Source organism: Xanthomonas sp. NCPPB 1068 (genome assembly GCF_041479385.2).
Taxonomy (GTDB): Bacteria; Pseudomonadota; Gammaproteobacteria; order Xanthomonadales; family Xanthomonadaceae; genus Xanthomonas; species Xanthomonas cannabis.
In genome coordinates, this window is sequence record NZ_CM192986.1 from 2,234,788 (window position 1) to 2,252,188 (window position 17,401).

12 protein-coding genes are annotated in these 17,401 nt (G+C 63.4%); 5 read left to right on the top strand and 7 right to left on the bottom strand.

What is annotated here, in order from left to right:
• The first annotated feature begins 21 nt into the window (after positions 1-21).
• The gene (locus ACCQ12_RS09530; protein WP_372383588.1) at positions 22-3,174 is read left to right on the top strand and encodes a TonB-dependent receptor; all 3,153 of its coding nucleotides are present in this window, start codon (positions 22-24) and stop codon (positions 3,172-3,174) included.
• 135 nt (positions 3,175-3,309) lie between these two features.
• On the opposite strand, the gene ACCQ12_RS09535 is transcribed toward ACCQ12_RS09530, so the two are convergent.
• On the bottom strand, positions 3,310-8,403 hold the full coding sequence (locus tag ACCQ12_RS09535) for a hypothetical protein (RefSeq protein WP_372383460.1): 5,094 nt from the start codon (positions 8,401-8,403) through the stop codon (positions 3,310-3,312).
• A 518-nt stretch (positions 8,404-8,921) separates the two neighbouring features.
• Here ACCQ12_RS09535 and ACCQ12_RS09540 point away from each other — a divergent pair.
• From ACCQ12_RS09540 to ACCQ12_RS09555, 4 genes are all read left to right on the top strand, one after another.
• Complete coding sequence (locus ACCQ12_RS09540) at positions 8,922-9,188, top strand: hypothetical protein (RefSeq protein WP_372383461.1); 267 nt, start codon at positions 8,922-8,924, stop codon at positions 9,186-9,188.
• Positions 9,185-9,601: a SymE family type I addiction module toxin gene (locus ACCQ12_RS09545; protein WP_372383462.1), complete on the top strand. Its 417-nt coding sequence runs from the start codon at positions 9,185-9,187 to the stop codon at positions 9,599-9,601. The genes ACCQ12_RS09540 and ACCQ12_RS09545 overlap by 4 nt, the downstream gene beginning before the upstream one ends.
• A 395-nt stretch (positions 9,602-9,996) precedes the next feature.
• On the top strand, positions 9,997-10,326 hold the full coding sequence (locus ACCQ12_RS09550; protein ID WP_104581804.1) for a type II toxin-antitoxin system TacA family antitoxin: 330 nt from the start codon (positions 9,997-9,999) through the stop codon (positions 10,324-10,326).
• On the top strand, positions 10,274-10,819 hold the full coding sequence (locus ACCQ12_RS09555) for a GNAT family N-acetyltransferase (RefSeq protein WP_372383463.1): 546 nt from the start codon (positions 10,274-10,276) through the stop codon (positions 10,817-10,819). The genes ACCQ12_RS09550 and ACCQ12_RS09555 overlap by 53 nt, the downstream gene beginning before the upstream one ends.
• A gap of 511 nt (positions 10,820-11,330) precedes the next feature.
• On the opposite strand, the gene ACCQ12_RS09560 is transcribed toward ACCQ12_RS09555, so the two are convergent.
• Genes ACCQ12_RS09560 through flhF form a run of 6 tightly spaced genes read right to left on the bottom strand, consistent with a single transcriptional unit; the run spans position 11,331 to position 17,345 of the window.
• Positions 11,331-12,989 carry a chemotaxis protein CheA gene (locus ACCQ12_RS09560; protein WP_372383464.1) on the bottom strand — a complete coding sequence of 553 codons (1,659 nt, stop codon included), beginning with the start codon at positions 12,987-12,989 and terminating at the stop codon, positions 11,331-11,333.
• A gap of 2 nt (positions 12,990-12,991) precedes the next feature.
• A complete protein-coding gene (locus ACCQ12_RS09565) occupies positions 12,992-13,618 on the bottom strand; it encodes a protein phosphatase CheZ (RefSeq protein ID WP_184440636.1) in 627 nt (208 codons plus the stop codon).
• Positions 13,618-14,010 carry a chemotaxis response regulator CheY gene (cheY, locus tag ACCQ12_RS09570; protein ID WP_002813536.1) on the bottom strand — a complete coding sequence of 131 codons (393 nt, stop codon included), beginning with the start codon at positions 14,008-14,010 and terminating at the stop codon, positions 13,618-13,620. The genes ACCQ12_RS09565 and cheY overlap by 1 nt, the downstream gene beginning before the upstream one ends.
• A gap of 35 nt (positions 14,011-14,045) precedes the next feature.
• On the bottom strand, positions 14,046-14,813 hold the full coding sequence (locus ACCQ12_RS09575; RefSeq protein WP_039414775.1) for an RNA polymerase sigma factor FliA: 768 nt from the start codon (positions 14,811-14,813) through the stop codon (positions 14,046-14,048).
• Positions 14,810-15,694: a MinD/ParA family protein gene (locus ACCQ12_RS09580; RefSeq protein WP_005996239.1), complete on the bottom strand. Its 885-nt coding sequence runs from the start codon at positions 15,692-15,694 to the stop codon at positions 14,810-14,812. The genes ACCQ12_RS09575 and ACCQ12_RS09580 overlap by 4 nt, the downstream gene beginning before the upstream one ends.
• Positions 15,681-17,345: a flagellar biosynthesis GTPase FlhF gene (gene flhF / locus ACCQ12_RS09585; protein ID WP_372383465.1), complete on the bottom strand. Its 1,665-nt coding sequence runs from the start codon at positions 17,343-17,345 to the stop codon at positions 15,681-15,683. The genes ACCQ12_RS09580 and flhF overlap by 14 nt, the downstream gene beginning before the upstream one ends.
• Between the last annotated feature and the right edge of the window lie 56 nt (positions 17,346-17,401).

Consider the following 17,401-nt stretch of genomic DNA (forward strand, 5'->3'; position numbering starts at 1 on the left):
GCGGCGTTCCTGTCCGATCGTTTGGATCGACGCAAATCCGCCGAATCCGATCACCTTTGGGAGAGCATGATCGACATGAACTGCATGCCATTCGCACGCCACCGCAGCACGCTGTCTGCCGGTATCGCCATCGCCTTGTTCGCGAGTGTCGCCTCCACCGCCGCCGCCCAGCAGGCCGACGGCACGCCGGCGCCCACGGGCCAGGCCGCGGTGCAGGCCACGGACCTGGACGCGGTGACGGTGACCGGCTACCGCTACGCGATCGAAAAAAGCCTGGAGCAGAAGCGCAACGCCAACGCCGTGGTCGATGTGATCACCGCCGAGGACGTGGGCAAGTTCCCCGACAAGAACGTGGCCGATGCACTGCAGCGCGTGCCCGGCGTGGTCATCAGCCGCGACGGCGGTGAAGGCAAGAACGTCAGCGTGCGCGGCCTGTCCTCGGAGCTGGTGCTGACCGAATTGAACGGCAACTACATCGCCACCGCCGAGTCCAACGGCGACCCGACGCGCTCGTTCAACTACACGCTGCTGCCGTCCAACCTGCTGGGTAGCGCGGAGCTGTACAAGACCCCGGAAGCGCGCATCGACGAAGGCGGCATCGGCGGCACGGTGATCCTGCAGACGCGGCGCCCGCTGGAACTGGAGCCACATTCGGGCTTCGTTTCCGCCGAGGGCACCTGGTCCGATACCAGCAAGAACACCGACGGGCAGTTCTCCGGTTCGTATTCCTGGCACGACAAGGACGACCGCTTCGGTGTCTTCGTTGGCTACACGCAGCAAAAGCGCACCGCACGTACGCTCGATGCCAGCACCGAGAGCTGGCAGTGGTACGGGCGCGATGAAGTCGGCCCGGCGGTCGACGTGAACGGAAATCCGTCGGACTTCAACGCCAACTGGTGGGGAGGGACCGGTTTCTGGACCCAGGACGGCAATTACGCCACCGGTTTCATGATGCCGACCGCGGTCAGCCTGGGCGCCAAACGCGAGGAGCGCGAGCGCAAGGGCGGGCAGCTGACCTTGCAGTTCAAGCCGACCGACGACCTGACCCTAACCGCGAACTACTTCCGCTTCGACCTGTCGCAGAACTCGCAGACCAATACCATCAAGATTCCCGAATGGAACATCGCCCGTTACAACGGCGACGGCAACTGGCGCGGCGGCCGTCTGCTCGACCGGCTGCAGTTCGATCCCAGCGGCACCATCGTCACTGGCGCCGCCTACAGCCTGCGCCCGGGCAAGACCTACTACTGCAGCGAGGCCGAGGCCGCCGCGGCCGGCCTGCCGCCGGGCGGCTGGGGCTCGGACGACTGCACGGTGCCGACGCCGCAGATCACCGGCAGCTACAACATCGAAAAATCGCTGTCGCAGACGGTGGACCTGGGCGGCGAATGGCGTGGCGAGCAGGTGGATGTGGCGTTCAAGGCTGGCCGCACCTGGGCCAAGGGCGGGCCGGAGCTGCAGTTTTCCCTGCCGATCAAACCGCGCTTGCAGAACGCCGATGGCAGCTGGACCAACGGCAACTTCGCCAGCGCCTGGGACCTGACCGGCACGCCGTCCATGACCTTCTCGCCGGAGCTGATGCAGAACCTGCGCGACGGCATCCTGCAGGTCGACCTGGGCTCGACCGGCTCGTCCTGGACCCGCAACACCAACCAGCAGCAGTACGCGCAGATCGATACCACCTGGCATTTCGACGGCGAGGTCTTCGACTCGCTGCAGTTCGGCATCAAACGGCGCGACGGCGGCATCCACCGCAGTACGGGCAACAACTACTGGGTGTGCCCAGGCACCGACCCGGGCGACTACGACAACCGCTACTGGAACGGGCGCTGCAATGCCATCGCCACGCAGTTCTCGCCGGGGCTGCTGTTCGCGCAGGACAACCTGGCCGGCGGCGTCAACGCCAGCGCGTTCCCGGCGATCAACTTCCCGGGCTACATCGGCTACTTGAACCAAACCTACGGCGCGATGCAGACCCGCAACGAAGACAACTTCGTCTACAACGTCGACGAAGAGATCTATTCCAGCTACCTGCAGCTCAACTTCCACACCGAGCGGCTGCGTGGCAACGTCGGCGTGCGGGTGGCGCGTACCGGCCAGCGTGCCGAGTCCACCGACAAGGTGAGCGCCTACAACGACTACTTCTTCGATGGCGCCGACGGCAATCCGCTGGCCTGCCAGCAGGGCGCCGCCATGCCCGGCGGCGCCCCGGCCGACACCTATTGCGGCACCGAAGGCTACTGGCGCTTGGCCGACAGCGTGCAACGCACCGAGTCGTTCGTGGTCAGCGGGCTGGACCGCAACTACACCGACGTGCTGCCGAGTTTCAACCTGGCCTACGACCTGACCGAGAACCTGCTGCTGCGCGCGGCGGCGTCGAAAGTGATTGCACGCCCCAGCTACAACGACATCGCCGCGCCCGGCAGCCTGGAGTTTTACAGCCCCGAGTACGTGGCCGACCGGCGCCTGACCGGCGGTGCCAGCGAGCAGGGCTGGTACGGCTCGGGCAGCAACAAGAACCTGGAGCCGTACAAGGCCAACCAGTTCGACCTGGGGCTGGAATGGTATTTCCACCCGGGTTCGGTGGCGGGTGTGGGGCTGTTCCGCAAGAACGTGGAGAACTTCGCGGTCGACGTGATCAGCGACGTCAACATGATGGTCGACGGGCAACCGGTCACCGTGCAGAACTACAGCACCCAGGCCGGCGGCCAGGACGCGGTCTCGCAGGGTGTGGAGCTGTACGCGCAGCACACGCTGCCGTTTGGCCTTGGTGCGCAGTTCAACTACACCTACAACGATGCCAGCAAGGCGGCGGTGCGGCTGGAGGATGGCACCGAGGCCGGCAAGACCTCCATGCCGGGCAGCGCCAGGAACCAGACCAACCTCACCGTGTTCTACGAGACCGACAGCCTGCTGCTGCGGGCCTCGTACAACCGTCGCGGCGAACTGGTGCAAGGCCTGGTCAACGGGTTGAACGTCTTTGAGGAGCCGTACTACCAGATCGATGTCAATGCGGCCTACAACATCACCCCGGCGCTCAGCCTCACCGCCTCGATGCTGAACCTGACCAAGCAGGAGTCCCGCGCGCACCTGGGCGAGGACACCCGCGCGCGCTTCTATACCGGCGGCTACGCAGGCCGGCTGGCGTACCTGGGGCTGACCTACAAGTTCTAGGCACCAACGTGTCGTGCCCATGCCTGCCGAGTGGCGGTATGGGCGCGATGGTAAAGAAGTTAACCTGGAACCGTTATTCACAAGCTCAAGAACATCTGGGCGCTGCGAATCCGCCGCTAACCGAAGTTTGACAAGCTAAGCAGCTGAGTTCGAGCCTGGAGGCGTTGAAGGCATAACCGGTGAAGATGTAGCTAGATAGTCCCGCAACTGAAAAGCCAAGGACGAACCGGCCTCTACGAGCCTGTCCAGCACCTCCAGAGTAGCCTGCCTGAGGGATACGTCTCGTAGGAGCGCCTGACGGTGCTCGTGCACCGCTACTTGGCAGACCGTCTCAGTGTGCCAGAGGATGCTTCCTTCGTTGAATAAGTCAGAAGGAGCCTTCGATATCGCGTCCCTCAATTGTCCTAAGGCGGAGGGCACTGCTGTTGACCTTCCGACACCTGCCATTAGCGCAAGAAGATGTTCGAGCGCGTGCCAGCTGTCACCTGCTGCGACAAGGCAGTTGGCGACGAAGCGAGGGCGGTTTCGCAGCAGCGGCAAGTCATGGAAGGTCTTGGTCCATGGAATGGACTGAAACAGCAGCACGGCGAGCGGCTTCTCGTTCTTGCTGTACACGTGTCGCGAGCCAGTGTGCAACGACTCGTCTAGAAGGACTTTCGCTGCCGCCCGATCCCATACCCGCCAGAAGGCATCCGCGTTGGCGTACTCTTGCTTCATGCACCCACGAAGGGTTGACTCCAGCACCCTTTCAGTGAGCTCTGGGCCGTGCTCGATGCAGTAATCAAGGGTTTCGAAGATCGGCGTCTTGTCGGTGGTCTGAACTAGCAGTTCAGACGCCAATAGGTCGCCCACCTCCCAGCGCGCTTCGAAATCGACATAGTCTGGGTCGTACCGATCAATTTGCGCCTTGCCTTCCTGATCGGCCATGAGGCGGGCAAGCGTTGTAAGCGCCTGGACTCTCCAAGTTTCTGGCGTCTCACTGCGGGCGGCATCGAGTGCAATCGTCCACTCTTTGACAGCGCCGAGGCTTCTGGGACTAGGTCTAGACGCCAAATTCCCGCCTGTAAGGGCTACGACTAGCCCCTTGCTGGTTACGTTCCGCGCTTCTTCGACGAAGTCGGGCTTGCGTCTTCGCGCGGCGCCGATTGTGGTGTCGAGCGCTTCGGCGTACTGCGCCAGCGCCGTAGTCAGGATATCGGCGAGAAGAGGCTGCTTTGGTCGCAGAACCTCGGAGATGGCAAGGGCTCCTGCCCGGCGAACCTTCCAGACGGGCTCTGTAATGATGTTGGCGAGGGACTCGGGCAGTTTTGGGTGGCTTGGGGCTACGCTTGCCAGCAAGACGAGCGTCTTGGCTCTCAACTCGCCCGTCGCAGGGCTGCGAAGGACCCAAGCGTCGTTGTCCAGGCGCTTCGAGGTAACTTCGAGGAGATAGTCTTTGGCCCATTGAAGCGCTCCCGAGGTGTCGGTCGGCCAGCGCTGAATTAGCGCGCAAGGAAGGTTGTCATCCATACCCCACAGCAAGGCCTCTTCCTGCCCATCAATCTCTTCAAGAAGGCGCTGGAACTCTTCATACACCTCAGACGAGGAGGAGAAGCGGTCTACGGCCCCCTGGGACGAGGGGAGCGTTGGCTGCGTCACCGTTCCCGCCCAAAGCCGGACAGCCGCCAACCGGTTCATGAGTTGACTTCTTGACTCCGCTTGGTCGCTCACTTGCTTCAGGTCGGGTTCGAGGTTAGCGATTTCCAGAGGTACAAACTTCCCATCGCCAACTGGCTCGCCGAACTTCATGCCTCGAGCGTCCATGCGCTTGAGCCCCATGCGCCAACCGTCAGGCACGTCTTGGGCATATTTGAGATCTTCGATGTGCTTATCGAGTATCGCAAAGATGCCATCCCGGAGGTCGGGGCGGATAATCTGCAACTGAAGTAGGAGCATCTCCAAGTGCTGCTTCCTGTGCGGTAGCCGGTTGCTGGCGATGCGCTCCTTTTGCCTCTCCTCGCCCAGGCCGTCGTGGCCACCATGGATGGCTAAAGCAGTCGACTCTCCCACGTAACGCGCGATGTCGTCGACGAAGAGCTGCGGGCAGCTGAAGAGCGGCAGAAGCTTTTCAGTGACAAGGCTCGGATGCGCCATCAGTACGCCTGCCACCAATCCTGTAGTGAAGCTCGACTCGCCGCTCTCCAAGATGAACTTGAGTGCCTCCGAGATGATCTCCGGCTGCACCTTCGCCTCGACCAACAGCCTTTCCTCCAGCGCCATAAGGGCGCAGTTCAACACATAGCAGGAAACGGAGTGGCCGCGATAGGCAGCCCAAAGTCGCCAGTTGTGGATGTGGGCCCGTCCGTTGGGACTTTGCTCCGGCGGAAGAACGGTGACTTCCTCAGGATGCGATTTGGCAAATGACAGGGCTGCGTGATTGCAGAGCTGCACGACAAAGCGAATGCTCTTTGCAAAGGAGTAGAGCAAAAGGCACCGGAAAGGTCCTTGCAGCACGGAGGGAGGGAAGAATGCATGGCTTGCCCTCTGACTGAGGCCCATTGCTGCCTCCCAGCCGACCATATCGAAGTGACGTTCGGCTCGAAGCCCATGTTCGGTGTAGAGCACCCAGAATGCAGTGCGAACTAAATCCGCGTTGAAGTAAATCGGCTCCCTACAGTGCTTGATGTTTGTAAGAAATTCCAAGCGCTCTTCGGCGTAGACGTCGCGATCTTCTCGGTCCTCGGAGATCCGTTTAACAAGTGCATCGATGAACACCTTGAACTTGGCGGGGTCAGCTCCAGAGCAACGACACAAGAGCTCGTAGAACCGCCGCCCGAGAGACTGCTGTCTGTACCATGTGTCGTTGTCTCGCCAACAATAGCGCTCGGCCATAGTAAAGACGTCGGTCACACGTGGGCTGGGCTTATGCCAAGCGTCATCGTGCGCGACCGCATCCTCGGCGAGTTGGACAACCCATGAGTGGGCTTCCGGCGGCAGAGATGGGAATGCCGTTGCGACCAGCCCAATCATCACGTCCCAAGCCTTGCCTACCGGTGCAGCCATCCCGATCCGGGAAAGAAGTTCTTTGTTCGCGGAGTCGGCCGCCAAGTGCGAGTAGTCGATGGAGGTCGGGCCCTTGCAAGCAACCCTCAGTAGGTGACACAGGCGCTGAAGCAGAGCCGCGCTGCTGAAAGTGCCATTGCTTCCAAGCTTTGCGACCAGCTCCTCAACTCGCTCAGAGCGCAGAAGCCCGATGGCTATCTCATCGCGCCAAAGCTGCGCAATCGTCGATTCAGGCCGGAGAGCTGCCTCCAAGAGCGCGTAGGCATCATCATCGCCTTCAGCCGATCTCTGAGCCGTCCATGAGCGCAGAGCTCGTCGCATGCCCGCATGTGAGCCGAGCTTCGTGAATAACGCTAACCAGTCCCGCTCCGCGGAGCGCACCTCACGTTCTACTCGAAAGAACAGCGACCAATCCTCCAAGACGTCATGTGCCGGGGCTACTCGGTCGGCCTCGTCCTTCGCGAGCACAGCGTCTTGCAGGAGCGACGTCACAGCTTCAACGTCCGGGGGGGGCTCGACGAACTGCGCAAATCGCTCGGTGCGCAGGTAGCAGACTTGGTCGAAGGTCGCTAAACGGCTTGTGCGCATGGCGGCCGAAAGGCCTCTGCTGGGCGCAATTCGCTCTGTCCAGAGCGCCCGCCTAAGGTCGTTTCCCGAAGCACTTGGTAGTGCAGTTCCTGCGGCGGCGTACTTGAAAGCAAGCTGCAGGTAGTAGGGCGTGCGCAGAACCTCTTTTACACCTAAGTCTTTGGCGATAATCTCTTCAAGCGGGCTTGCGACTACCGCGGTGGCAATCTCCGCGTCCGTGAGCAGAGGAACGTCTATGACTTGGCTGGAAAAGCTATAGAGGAAGTTTGTGTACAGTCCGTTGAGAGCATAGGAGCGCGTCGTGATGCAGAGCCTCGAAGACTTGTTCTTGCGAACAAGTGCGAGCAGCTCTTCGAGCGCGCCTGGGTTCTGTGACTCCAGAGCCTTCTCCAGCGAGTCGATGATGACAGTGGGTGCCCCTGTGTGCAGCAGTGTATCGATGCCCAGCACCGGGTCTTGAAGCCCGTTCAGGGACTGGACTGCTGCCAAAGTCGGCGCATCCAGCTCATCAGCCCTGAAGAAGAACAATGGACCGGACTCACGACGCAAAGAAGCGAGCTCAGAGACGACCGCCGACTTTCCTGCGCCCGGCCCGCCAGTAATGATGACGAGTTGGCGGTCATCGAGTGCTGACAACACACGGCCTAAGCACTCGCCTCTAGGGATGTGTGCGCCATTGGGCAGGTTTGTCGAGATGAGGGAGAGTTGAAGTAAGGCTCGCTGAGTCAAACGCTCAGCAATATTGCTCAGTGCGCGCGAGGAAGTCAGGCGGCTCATTGCCGCTTGCAATCCTTCTTTGGCCGTCTGAGACCACGTTCTTCGAGTGACAGTCCCTACTGAAATGCCTTGCTCTTGCACATATGAGACAAGGCCATCCCATACCAGCTCTCCTGAGTCACTTGGTTGCCCTGAGGTCAAGAGTGCTTGGACGAGGCTGAGCTCCTGTGAGGATTCGGTGCCCAAGTCATGAATGTCAACACGAAGACGCTGGAGCAGCTGGAAGACAAGCTCCTCAGTGTACTTGTCGGTCAACGTTTCCTTCGAGACCGTCTTGAACGCTTCCCAGGTTTCCTTGTGCTTCTTGTCGAAGAGCTTAGAGTTCACCTTCTGCAAGTAGTCAGCGAGATCTACTGATGCACGGGAAAGTTCGCAAAGACGCTTTGCTGCCTGGTTAGCGGCCGTCGCCGGAGCGATGGTCGCAAGAACCAGCACGTCACAGCCGCGGTCAAAAGGGCTCTTCTCGATACCGAGGAAGTCGCGCCAGGCACCCTGCAGCCCGTCGATAAAATCTGTGTTACCAGCAGTGGCATTGAGGCCTCGCTTGCACTGGACGAGTTGTAGCCAACTTTCCTTGGGATCACGGAGCCGACAGTAGACATCGTCAGTGTGAGCGCCTTTATAGCGAGCTTCAAAGCGCAGTTCTTCAACCCAGACACCGTGCAAGCAAAAGGCTGTAGGCAAGCCCGTAAGCATGTTAGCTAGGTACAGGGCGCCCACGCGGGCCTGAAAAACGCCGCCACCGCCGCCAGTGGCGACAGTGCTCATCACTTGGGTGCCGTGCAGCGGGTCGCGCGGGGTGACTTCCTTCTTCTTACTCATTGCAAAGTCTCTCTCCGCTGCGCGGCGCATGCTGGAGACGATCATAAAGGGTAGCGGCACGGTTCGTGGAACCTGCAGCAGAGCTATGCAAACTGCGCAGCGAGGAGCATTGCGACACCGGTCCAGCCTGGCTGGAAAACAACGGTTCTGTCCGTGATGGGGTCAGGTGCACTCATCAGGCGACGGCACCCGGCTTGAGTGGCCCTTATGGAACTGCGCCAGCGGCGCACACAGCCGCGAGACCCGCCAGCGTGTGTTGACACGCCAGACCGTGTACTTGCAATCTAGGCCCAAGGAGCGTCGAAACTCCTCTAAGAGCGGTACCCACCTCCGTCAAACCGGTGGGTTTTTTGTGCCTGCATCCTGCAGGTACAAGCCGATGCGATGCCTGCGTCGGGAGGGCGGCTAATACAACACCCGCAAGGGAAATACGCCCGCCGGCTCTTAGCGGTTTCGAACCTCCCGACATCCCGTCGCCGTTGGCGGCGGTTCTTGGGTTGTTCCAGGAGGGCGTTGCCATGTCTACCGCACCATCCATGCCGGCATCTGTACCGGTTGATCTGTTGCCAGCTTCCGCTCACTGCCTGCGGTGGGATGTGGGCGAGGTGCTGCGCCGGCGCGCCGCACGCGCAGCTGTTGAGCGGGCGAGCGCCCATTCCGCGCATCCGCTGAGTTGCCAGCCCGCTGTGTTGCCGCACACCTTGCGCCGCCGGTTCGTACGCAAGGCCGTGGCGTTGCAGCAGCGCGTCGCCGCATCCACCAACCACCACCCGGAGGCGCCATGACACGCCGCCGCCCACCCACCGCATCTGCCAACGCACGGCCCACCCGCACGCGTACGCGCCCCGCGCCACCCAAGCGGGTGCAGTGGGTCGTTGTGGAACCCGACCGCAGCAAGCTGCCACCGATGCTGCCGCCCGACCCGGACGCCTCCCCGCAAGGCCCCGGCACGCTACGCGCACCCCGCCGCGCCCGCCGCCCGCGCCAATGCACCGTCAGCTACACCCACTACCCCGGCGCCCACGACCACGCCGGCGACCAGCACGTGCCCCACGTCCGCCTCAGCGGCCTGTGGCTGGAACAACTGGGCTTTGCCATCGGCACCAAGCTGCGCATCACCGCCAGCGAAGGGCAGCTGCTGATGGAGGTGTTGCCGCCGGTGGAGGCACCGGCCGCATCCCGCAGAGCGCGACGGTAGCTGGAACGAAGTCGCAGTGGCGGTATCGTGGTTCAACAGGCCAACCTTCCCGACTTAAGGAGAACGAAGTCTCGGGCCTTACATTACCAAGGGCCTGGGCCAGATATGCGCATATCGATTGCTTTACTTTCAGTAGCACCTCTTGTGCTTGGCTGTAGCGCCGTGCCCGCTGCAAAGACGCTTCAGCCTGCTGCGTATCCCACGGATATTGCAATTTAATCCTAAATGGATTTTCCTCAAGTTGCCATTTTGGCACCACCTGGCTATATTGCGTCTACCAACAGTAGGAGACATGAGATGAAGTAGGCACGATCAGACCACATAGGCAGCGAGCTCAGACCAAGCCAAGAGCTTGGCCAGCTCCGGTGAAGACGAAATACACATAGGAGTTACCTATGCATGCGACCAGTAATGACCGGGCAAGAATAACGACCCGAGTCACCGCTTACGCGCAGCAAGCAATTGAACAGGCGGCTGAGATGACGGCAACAACGACGAACCAGTTCGTCGCCCAGGCCGCGCTGCGGGAAGCTGAGAGAATCATCGAAGAACATTCGATCATTCGACTAAGCCAGAACGACATGCAGAAATTTCTGGATGCGCTCGATAACCCGAAGCCGGTCTCCGATCGTTTGGCTGTCTCCCTGAAACATCATATGGAGACGAGAAACCATGACACTGGAAGTAGAAGTAGTACCGTTCGCTGGACACCTAAGCCGCGCTGATTTCGATTGCGGCAACAAGGAATTGAACGAGTGGCTGCATACCACGGCGAGCCAGCACCAGAAGCGCGGCGTCAGCCGCACGTTCCTGGCAATTCCGATGAAGGGAAGCTTGTACGCTTGGCACCAGGAAAGATTTGAGGACATCGAGGACACCACCGTCCTTGGCTACTTCAGCCTGTCATCAGCGCAGGTAATGAACAGCGAGCTGCCACCGGCTGGCTCAAAGCTGCCCCGCAATGTTCCTGTAGTCCGCATGGGCCGCCTGGCGGTGCATCAACAACTGAAAGGGCGCGGCTTCGGCACGATGCTCCTCATGGAAGCCATCGCGCGAGCCGCACAGGTGAGCGAAGCCATTGGCGTCACGGGACTGTTCGTGGATGCCAAGGAAGATGCCGCCCCCTTCTATCAGAAGTTCGGGTTCCAGCCTGCGGCGTCGAACCCTCTCAAGCTCTGGTTGCCTATGGCAAGCATCACTGAGCTTTTGAAAACGTAATACCTCTCCACAGCTCCGTGCGAAGAATCCTCTGACTCAGGTCGGTTCGGAGATTCTTGCGTTTGGGTAATCGCCCTGGCGATTAGATCCACTTCGGAGCGCGCATCCAGGCGTGGAGTGCAGCGGATGCGCATCGGACGCCCCTTCTACAGCAAGAAACGGATTTTCGTCAGCCAAGTATGTAATGACCCAGCGGTCTCTGCACAGGTCATGTAGCTAAGGCACATGCTTCATCGGGTGCCTTCATGCCCAGCGCCTGATGCGGGCGCCGGTGGAGGGGATTACCCCCATCGAGGTGTCTACAAGCATTAGACAAATACACCACCGCATAGCCGCGCGTAGTGGCGTAAATCGGCAGCGAGGCTGGATGGAAAACGACAACGGCCGCAGTACGCGGCCGTTGTCGTTAGATCAGGCAACCAGGATCGTCTTGCCGATTCCCGATTCCCGATTCCCGATTCCCGATTCCCGATTCTCCGAGTCCCGAATCTCGAATCTCGAATCTCGAGAATCAATGATCGCTAGAGCGCAATCCATCCACATCCAGGATCAGCGCCATGCGGCCGTCGCCGATCAGGGTGGCGCCGGCGTAGCCGGGTAGGCCGCGTAATGCGCGGGGCAGGGGCTTGATCACCACTTCCTCGCGGCCGCGGACCTGGTCCACCACCAGGCCGAAGCGGGTTTCGCCGGCCTGCAGCAGCACCACGGTCAACAGTGGCGGTTGTTCGGCAGGCACGCCCAGCCAGCGGCGCAGGTCGATCAGGGGCAGGGTGTGCGAGCGGCGGTCCAGCACGGCGCGGCCGTCGAACCAGCCCAGCGAGGTCTGCGGGGCGTGCAGCACTTCCACCACGCGGGCCAGCGGCAAGGCGTAGACGGCTTCGCCGGCCTGCACCAGCAGGGTCGGCAGGATCGCCAGGGTCAGCGGCACGCGGATCATGAAGCGGCTGCCGCGGCCCAGTTCGGACTGGATCTGGATCTGCCCGCTGAGTTCGCGGATACGCGATTGCACCACGTCCATGCCCACGCCACGGCCGGAGATGTCGGTCACCTCGGCCTTGGTCGAAAAGCCCGGCATGAAGATCAGATGCAGGCACTCGTCGGTGCTCAGGCGGGCCGCGGCCTCGGCGTCGATCAGGCCCTTGCCGCGTGCGATCTCGCGCAGCCGCTCCGGGTCGATGCCGGCGCCGTCATCCTGGATTTCGATGCTGACGTAGTCGCCTTCCTGCTGCGCCGACAGACGCACATGGCCGCTGCGCGGCTTGCCGGTGGCTTCGCGCAGGGCAGGCGATTCGATGCCGTGGTCGATGGCGTTGCGCACCAGGTGCACCAAGGGATCGGCCAGGGCTTCGACCAGATTACGATCGAGCTCGGTTTCGGCGCCGATCAATTCCAGCTCCACCTCTTTGGACAGGGTGCGCGCGACGTCGCGGGCCACCTTGGGGAAACGCGAAAACACCTTGCTCACTGGCTGCATGCGGGTACGCATCACCGCGGTCTGCAGGCGCGCGGTGGCGATATCCAGCGTGCTGACGGCGCGGTCGAGTTCTTCGTCGCGCAGGCGGGTGCGCAGTGTCTTCAGACGGTTGCGCGAGAGCACCAGTTCGCCGATCAGATTGACGATGGCATCCAGGCGCTTGGTGTCCACGCGCACGGTCTGCTCGGCTTCAGCACCGGTCTTGGCCGCGGCCTTGCCGGCCGCCTTGGGGGCGGGCGCATGCGCATCGTCGCCATGTGCGGCAGCAGCCGGCTTGGCAGCGGCCGCTTGCGGTGCGGCCTTGATCGCCGGCGGGGCGCTCTTGGCATCGAACTGCGCGATCAGCGTGGCCGGTGCATGCGGCACGGCTTCGCCCGAGCCCATCGCATCCAGCATGGCCTGCAGATAGTCGAGTGATTGCTGCGCGGCGTCGAAGTGATGCGCCTGCAGCACGGCTTGCCCTGAGCGCGCCATGCCGAGGGTTTCTTCAGCGGCGTGGCAGAGCTCCACCATGGGCTTGATCGCCAGGAAGCCGGCGCCGCCCTTGAGCGTGTGGAAGCCGCGGAACACCGCATTGAGCTGGTCGGCTTCGTCTGGCGCCTGTTCCAGCGAGACCAGCTGTTCGCCGAGGCGATCCAGGATTTCCTGGGCCTCGACGATGAAATCGGCAGCAATATCGTCTGGAACGGCACTCATGGTTACAACCCCAATCCGGACAGCAAATCGTCGGCGTCGTCCTGCGACACGGCGTGACGGTCCAGGCCCTTGATTGCAGGACCGGCAAGACCGCCGTCGTCTTTCTTCGGCTCGGGATTCTTCGGCGGCAGGCCGAGCGCACCGAAGCCCTCGTGCACGCGGCGCACGATGCCGGCCACGCGGCGGATGATCTGGCCGCTGAGGTCCTGGTAGCTCTGCGCCAGCGACAGCTCGGTGAGGTTGTGGCGCATCTTGTCCATCAGCGCGCCCTGGTCCTGATTGAGTCCGCCATCGCGCAGCTGGTTGGCCAGCACGCGGCATTCCTCGACCAGGTCCAGCGTGCGGTGGCTGGCCTTTTCGGTCATCTCCACCACGTGATCCAGGCGCGAGCAGGCATCGTCCAGCTCACCGGCTTCTTCGGGCACGGTGGGCAGCTCGCCCAGCGCCTGGCCAAGTTCGCGGGCGAGCCGGCTCAGGCTCTGCATCATCGGGCGCGTGCGCAGGGCGGCGAGGTGGTCGACCTCGCGACGCCAGGCGACCTGGTCACCGCTTTCCAGTGCATCGAGTGCGTTCTGCAGGCGCTCGATCAAGGCGGCACGTTCGGCATCGGTTTCCACGGTGGCGTTCATCAGGCGGTCGCCGCCAGACGTTCGAACACCTTGCCCAGCTTTTCTTCCAGCGTCTGCGCGGTGAACGGCTTGATGATGTAGCCGTTGACGCCGCACTGGGCCGCTTCGATGATCTGCTCGCGCTTGGCTTCGGCGGTCACCATCATCACCGGCAGGTGCTTGAGCTTGGCGTCGGCGCGGATGTTGCGCAGCAGGTCGATGCCGGTCATGCCGGGCATGTTCCAGTCGGTCACCACGAAGTCGAACGGGCCCGCGCGCAACGCGGCCAGCGCGCTGTTGCCGTCTTCGGCCTCTGCGGTATTGGTGAAGCCGAGATCGCCCAACAGGTTCTTGACGATACGTCGCATCGTCGAGAAGTCGTCCACGATCAGGATCCGCATGTTCTTGTTCACATCAAGCTCCTAACACGAAAAATTACGCGAAAAATTCAGTCGTCGACTTCGACGCCGGCATCGGCCAGTTCGAAGACCTTGAGGCGGCCACGCAAACGCACCACCGCCTGGCCATGGATCTGGCACACGCGCGATTCGCTGACGCCCAGCACGGCGCCGATTTCCTTCAGGTTCAATTCCTGTTCGTAGTACAGCGACAGCACCAGCTGCTCGCGCTCGGGCAACTGGCCGATGGCCTTGCCCAGCTCGCGGCCGAATTCGCCACGCTCCATCATCTGCTGCGGATTGGGGCCACCCTTGGCGGTGGTGTCCAGCTCGCCGTGATCTTCGATGCGCGATTCCAGGCTCAGCACCTGGCCACGTGCGGCGTCTTCCATCAGGCGCAGGTAGTCGGGCAGCGGCATTTCCATGGCGGCGGCCACTTCGGTGGCGGCGGCGGCGCGGCCGGTGTTCTGTTCGATCTTGCGCACGGCAGCAGCGGCGTCGCGGGCGCGGCGGTGCACCGAACGCGGCACCCAGTCACCACGACGGATCTCGTCGATCATCGAGCCGCGGATGCGGATCGAGGCATAGGTTTCGAACGAGGCGCCCTGGTCGGAGTCGTAACTGCGCGAGGCTTCGATCAAGCCGATCATGCCGGCCTGGATCAGGTCGTCCACTTCCACGCTGGCCGGCAGGCGCGCGGCCAGATGGTGGGCGATGCGGCGGACCAGGTCGGCGTGCTGGGTCACCACGTCGTTGGCGTTGTTGCGCTGCACGGCGCGGTACTGCGCGCTGGCCGTGGTGGCGGTAGCGGTGCTCATGCGGCCACTCCCCGTTGGATGATGCGTTCGACAAAGAACTCGACGTTGCCGCGCGGCACGGTGGGTGCCTGCCAGCGCGAGGTACGGCGTGCGATTTCGGCAATCGCCTGCGCCGACGGACTAGACGGGTAGGCCTTGATGACGGGTTGCTGACGCTGCACCGACAGGCGCAGCCAGTCGTCCTGCGGCACGTGGCCGAGATAGTTCAGCGAGACGTCGCCGAGGAACTTTTCGCAGACCCGGGAGAGCTTGTCGTACAGCAGGCGGCCTTCGTTGGGGTCGCGCACCATGTTGGCAATGATCTGCAGGCGGTCCACGCCGCGTTCGCGCGAGAGCACCTTGATCAGCGCGTAGGCGTCGGTGATCGAGGCCGGCTCGTCGCAGACCACCACCACGGTGTCCTGGGCGGCCTGGCAGAAGGTCAGCACGCTGTCGGTGATGCCGGCGGCGGTGTCGATGACCATCACGTCCAGGTCGCGCTCCAGTTCGGAGAACACGTTGACCAGGCCGATGTGCTGGGCCGGGGCCAGTTCGGCCATGTGGCGGCGACCGGACGCGGCCGGCACCACCAGCACGCCGCCGGGGCCTTCGATGATCACTTCATCGAGCGTGCAACGGCCGGCGATCAGGTCGGCCAGGGTGTACTTGGGCGAGAGTCCCAAGACCACATCCAGGTTGGCCAGGCCGAGGTCGGCGTCCAGCAGCAGGGTGCGCTTGCCCATGTCGGCAAGCGCCACGGCCAGGTTGGCGGAGATGTTGGTTTTACCCACGCCACCCTTGCCACCGGTCACGGCAATGGTGCGCACCGGGCCCAGAGGCTCGGGACGGGTCGCCGACAGGGGGAAGGCGTTGGTCAGCTTGGCGTATTCACGCGACTGCATGGTTGTGCTCCGGAGTACAGGGCTTATCGGCAGCGCGCCGCAAATCTTCAAGACGAAGAACGAGACTGGCGGCATTGGCGCGGTGCAGGTCGTCGGGGACCCGCTGTCCGTCAGTCACCCAGGTGATGGGCATTTGGTGGTCGACCACCACCGACAAGGCGCTGCCGAAGCGGCCGGTCTCGTCGAGTTTGGTCAGCACCACGCCTTGGGGCTTGGCGTGGGCGAAGCGGCGCACGACCTCGTCGAGGTCGGCGAAATGGGAGTTGGCGGGCAGCACCAGCAGCGAGGTGACCTGCTGGGCGGCGCGCAGCCAGTTCAGCTGGGCGGCCAGGGCGCGGTCGCGCTGGCCCATGCCGGCGGTGTCGATCAGCACCAGCTTGTAGTCGCGCAGGCGCTCCAGCAGCTCCAGCAGGCTTTCGGCGCTATCGGCCTCGTGCACGGCGATGCCGAGCTGACGGCCGTAGCTGTGCAGCTGTTCGCGGCCACCGACGCGCAAGGTGTCGGTGGTGACCAGGGCCACGTCGCGCGGGGCGTGCTGGGCGGCGAAGCGCTGCGCCAGCTTGGCAATGGTGGTGGTCTTGCCGGCGCCGGTGGGGCCGACCAGGGCGATGACGCCGCCACGTTCCAGCGGGTCGACCGGGGCCACCGGCAGGCGCTTGGACAACAGGCCCAGCATCAGCCCGCGGCCGCGGTGCAATTCGGTATCGGCCGGGATCTGCAGTGCCACGTCGCGGATCAGGCCGGCATCGAAGCCGTAGTCGTCCATCAGCTCCAGGGCCTGCGCGCGCACCGGCGAGCCACGTAGGCGCTCGTCGGTGAGGCGGTTCATTTCGCGCTCGATCATCTGCCGCATCAGCGCCAGTTCGCCGCGCAGCTGCTTGAGTTCTTCGTCGTTCTGCGGCGCCGGCGTGGCGGCAACCGGCACGGCGGCCAGGGCCGGCGGGGCGACGACGATCGGCGGCAGCGCGGCCGGCGGCAGGATCTGCGGCAGGGCGTCGTCCAGATCGAAGTCGGCCTCATCGGCGAAGGTGTCGTCGTCCTGGCCATGTGCGGCGTAGGCCGGGGCGGCAGCGATCGGAGCCGGAGCCGGGGTCGGAGCGGTCTGCAGCGCCGGGCGCTGGACCGGGGCGGTGGTCAGGAAGTCGGCGAACAGCTGTTCCGGCACCGCCGACAGCGCGTGGTCCTGACGCTGCGCCACCGGGGCGGCCAGTTCCTGCACGGCCGGCATCGGCGCGGCGCTGCGGATCGGGGCGGCCACCGGGGCCTGACGCGGCACGCTGACCGGCTGGCGCAGGGCCATGGCGGCGATCATCTCTTCGGCGGCGCTGGCAACGCGCTGGCGGTGGCTCATGCCGGCCTCGGCGGCCGGCTTCAGCGGAGCATGCACCGGTGCGGCGGGGCGGGCCGCCGGCTGGGCCGGGGCCTGCTGTACCGGAGCCTGCTGGGCGGGCGCGGCGCTGGCCGGGGGCTCGGCGCGGGCGGTTTCCAGGGCGCGCTGCACCAGTTCCTCGTCGTAATTGCTGGCCGCGACGATTTCGATGCCTTCGGCGGTGCGGCGGTTGGACAGGATCACCGCATCCGGGCCGTGCTCGTCACGCACCATGCGGAATGCGGTGCGCATGTCCGGGGCAACAAAGCGTTTGATCTTCATGCCACGTGCCTCCAGGAACGGGACCCGCCGGACGCCGGACGGGTGCGCGATGAATG

Excerpts from the sequence above, each read along its gene's own strand:
- ACCQ12_RS09535 (WP_372383460.1), bottom strand. The coding sequence starts at position 8,403 with ATGAGTAAGAAGAAGGAAGTCACCCCGCGCGACCCGCTGCACGGCACC.
- ACCQ12_RS09540 (WP_372383461.1), top strand. The coding sequence starts at position 8,922 with ATGTCTACCGCACCATCCATGCCGGCATCTGTACCGGTTGATCTGTTG.
- ACCQ12_RS09545 (WP_372383462.1), top strand. The coding sequence starts at position 9,185 with ATGACACGCCGCCGCCCACCCACCGCATCTGCCAACGCACGGCCCACC.
- ACCQ12_RS09550 (WP_104581804.1), top strand. The coding sequence starts at position 9,997 with ATGCATGCGACCAGTAATGACCGGGCAAGAATAACGACCCGAGTCACC.
- ACCQ12_RS09555 (WP_372383463.1), top strand. The coding sequence starts at position 10,274 with ATGACACTGGAAGTAGAAGTAGTACCGTTCGCTGGACACCTAAGCCGC.
- ACCQ12_RS09560 (WP_372383464.1), bottom strand. The coding sequence starts at position 12,989 with ATGAGTGCCGTTCCAGACGATATTGCTGCCGATTTCATCGTCGAGGCC.
- ACCQ12_RS09565 (WP_184440636.1), bottom strand. The coding sequence starts at position 13,618 with ATGAACGCCACCGTGGAAACCGATGCCGAACGTGCCGCCTTGATCGAG.
- ACCQ12_RS09575 (WP_039414775.1), bottom strand. The coding sequence starts at position 14,813 with ATGAGCACCGCTACCGCCACCACGGCCAGCGCGCAGTACCGCGCCGTG.
- ACCQ12_RS09580 (WP_005996239.1), bottom strand. The coding sequence starts at position 15,694 with ATGCAGTCGCGTGAATACGCCAAGCTGACCAACGCCTTCCCCCTGTCG.
- flhF (WP_372383465.1), bottom strand. The coding sequence starts at position 17,345 with ATGAAGATCAAACGCTTTGTTGCCCCGGACATGCGCACCGCATTCCGC.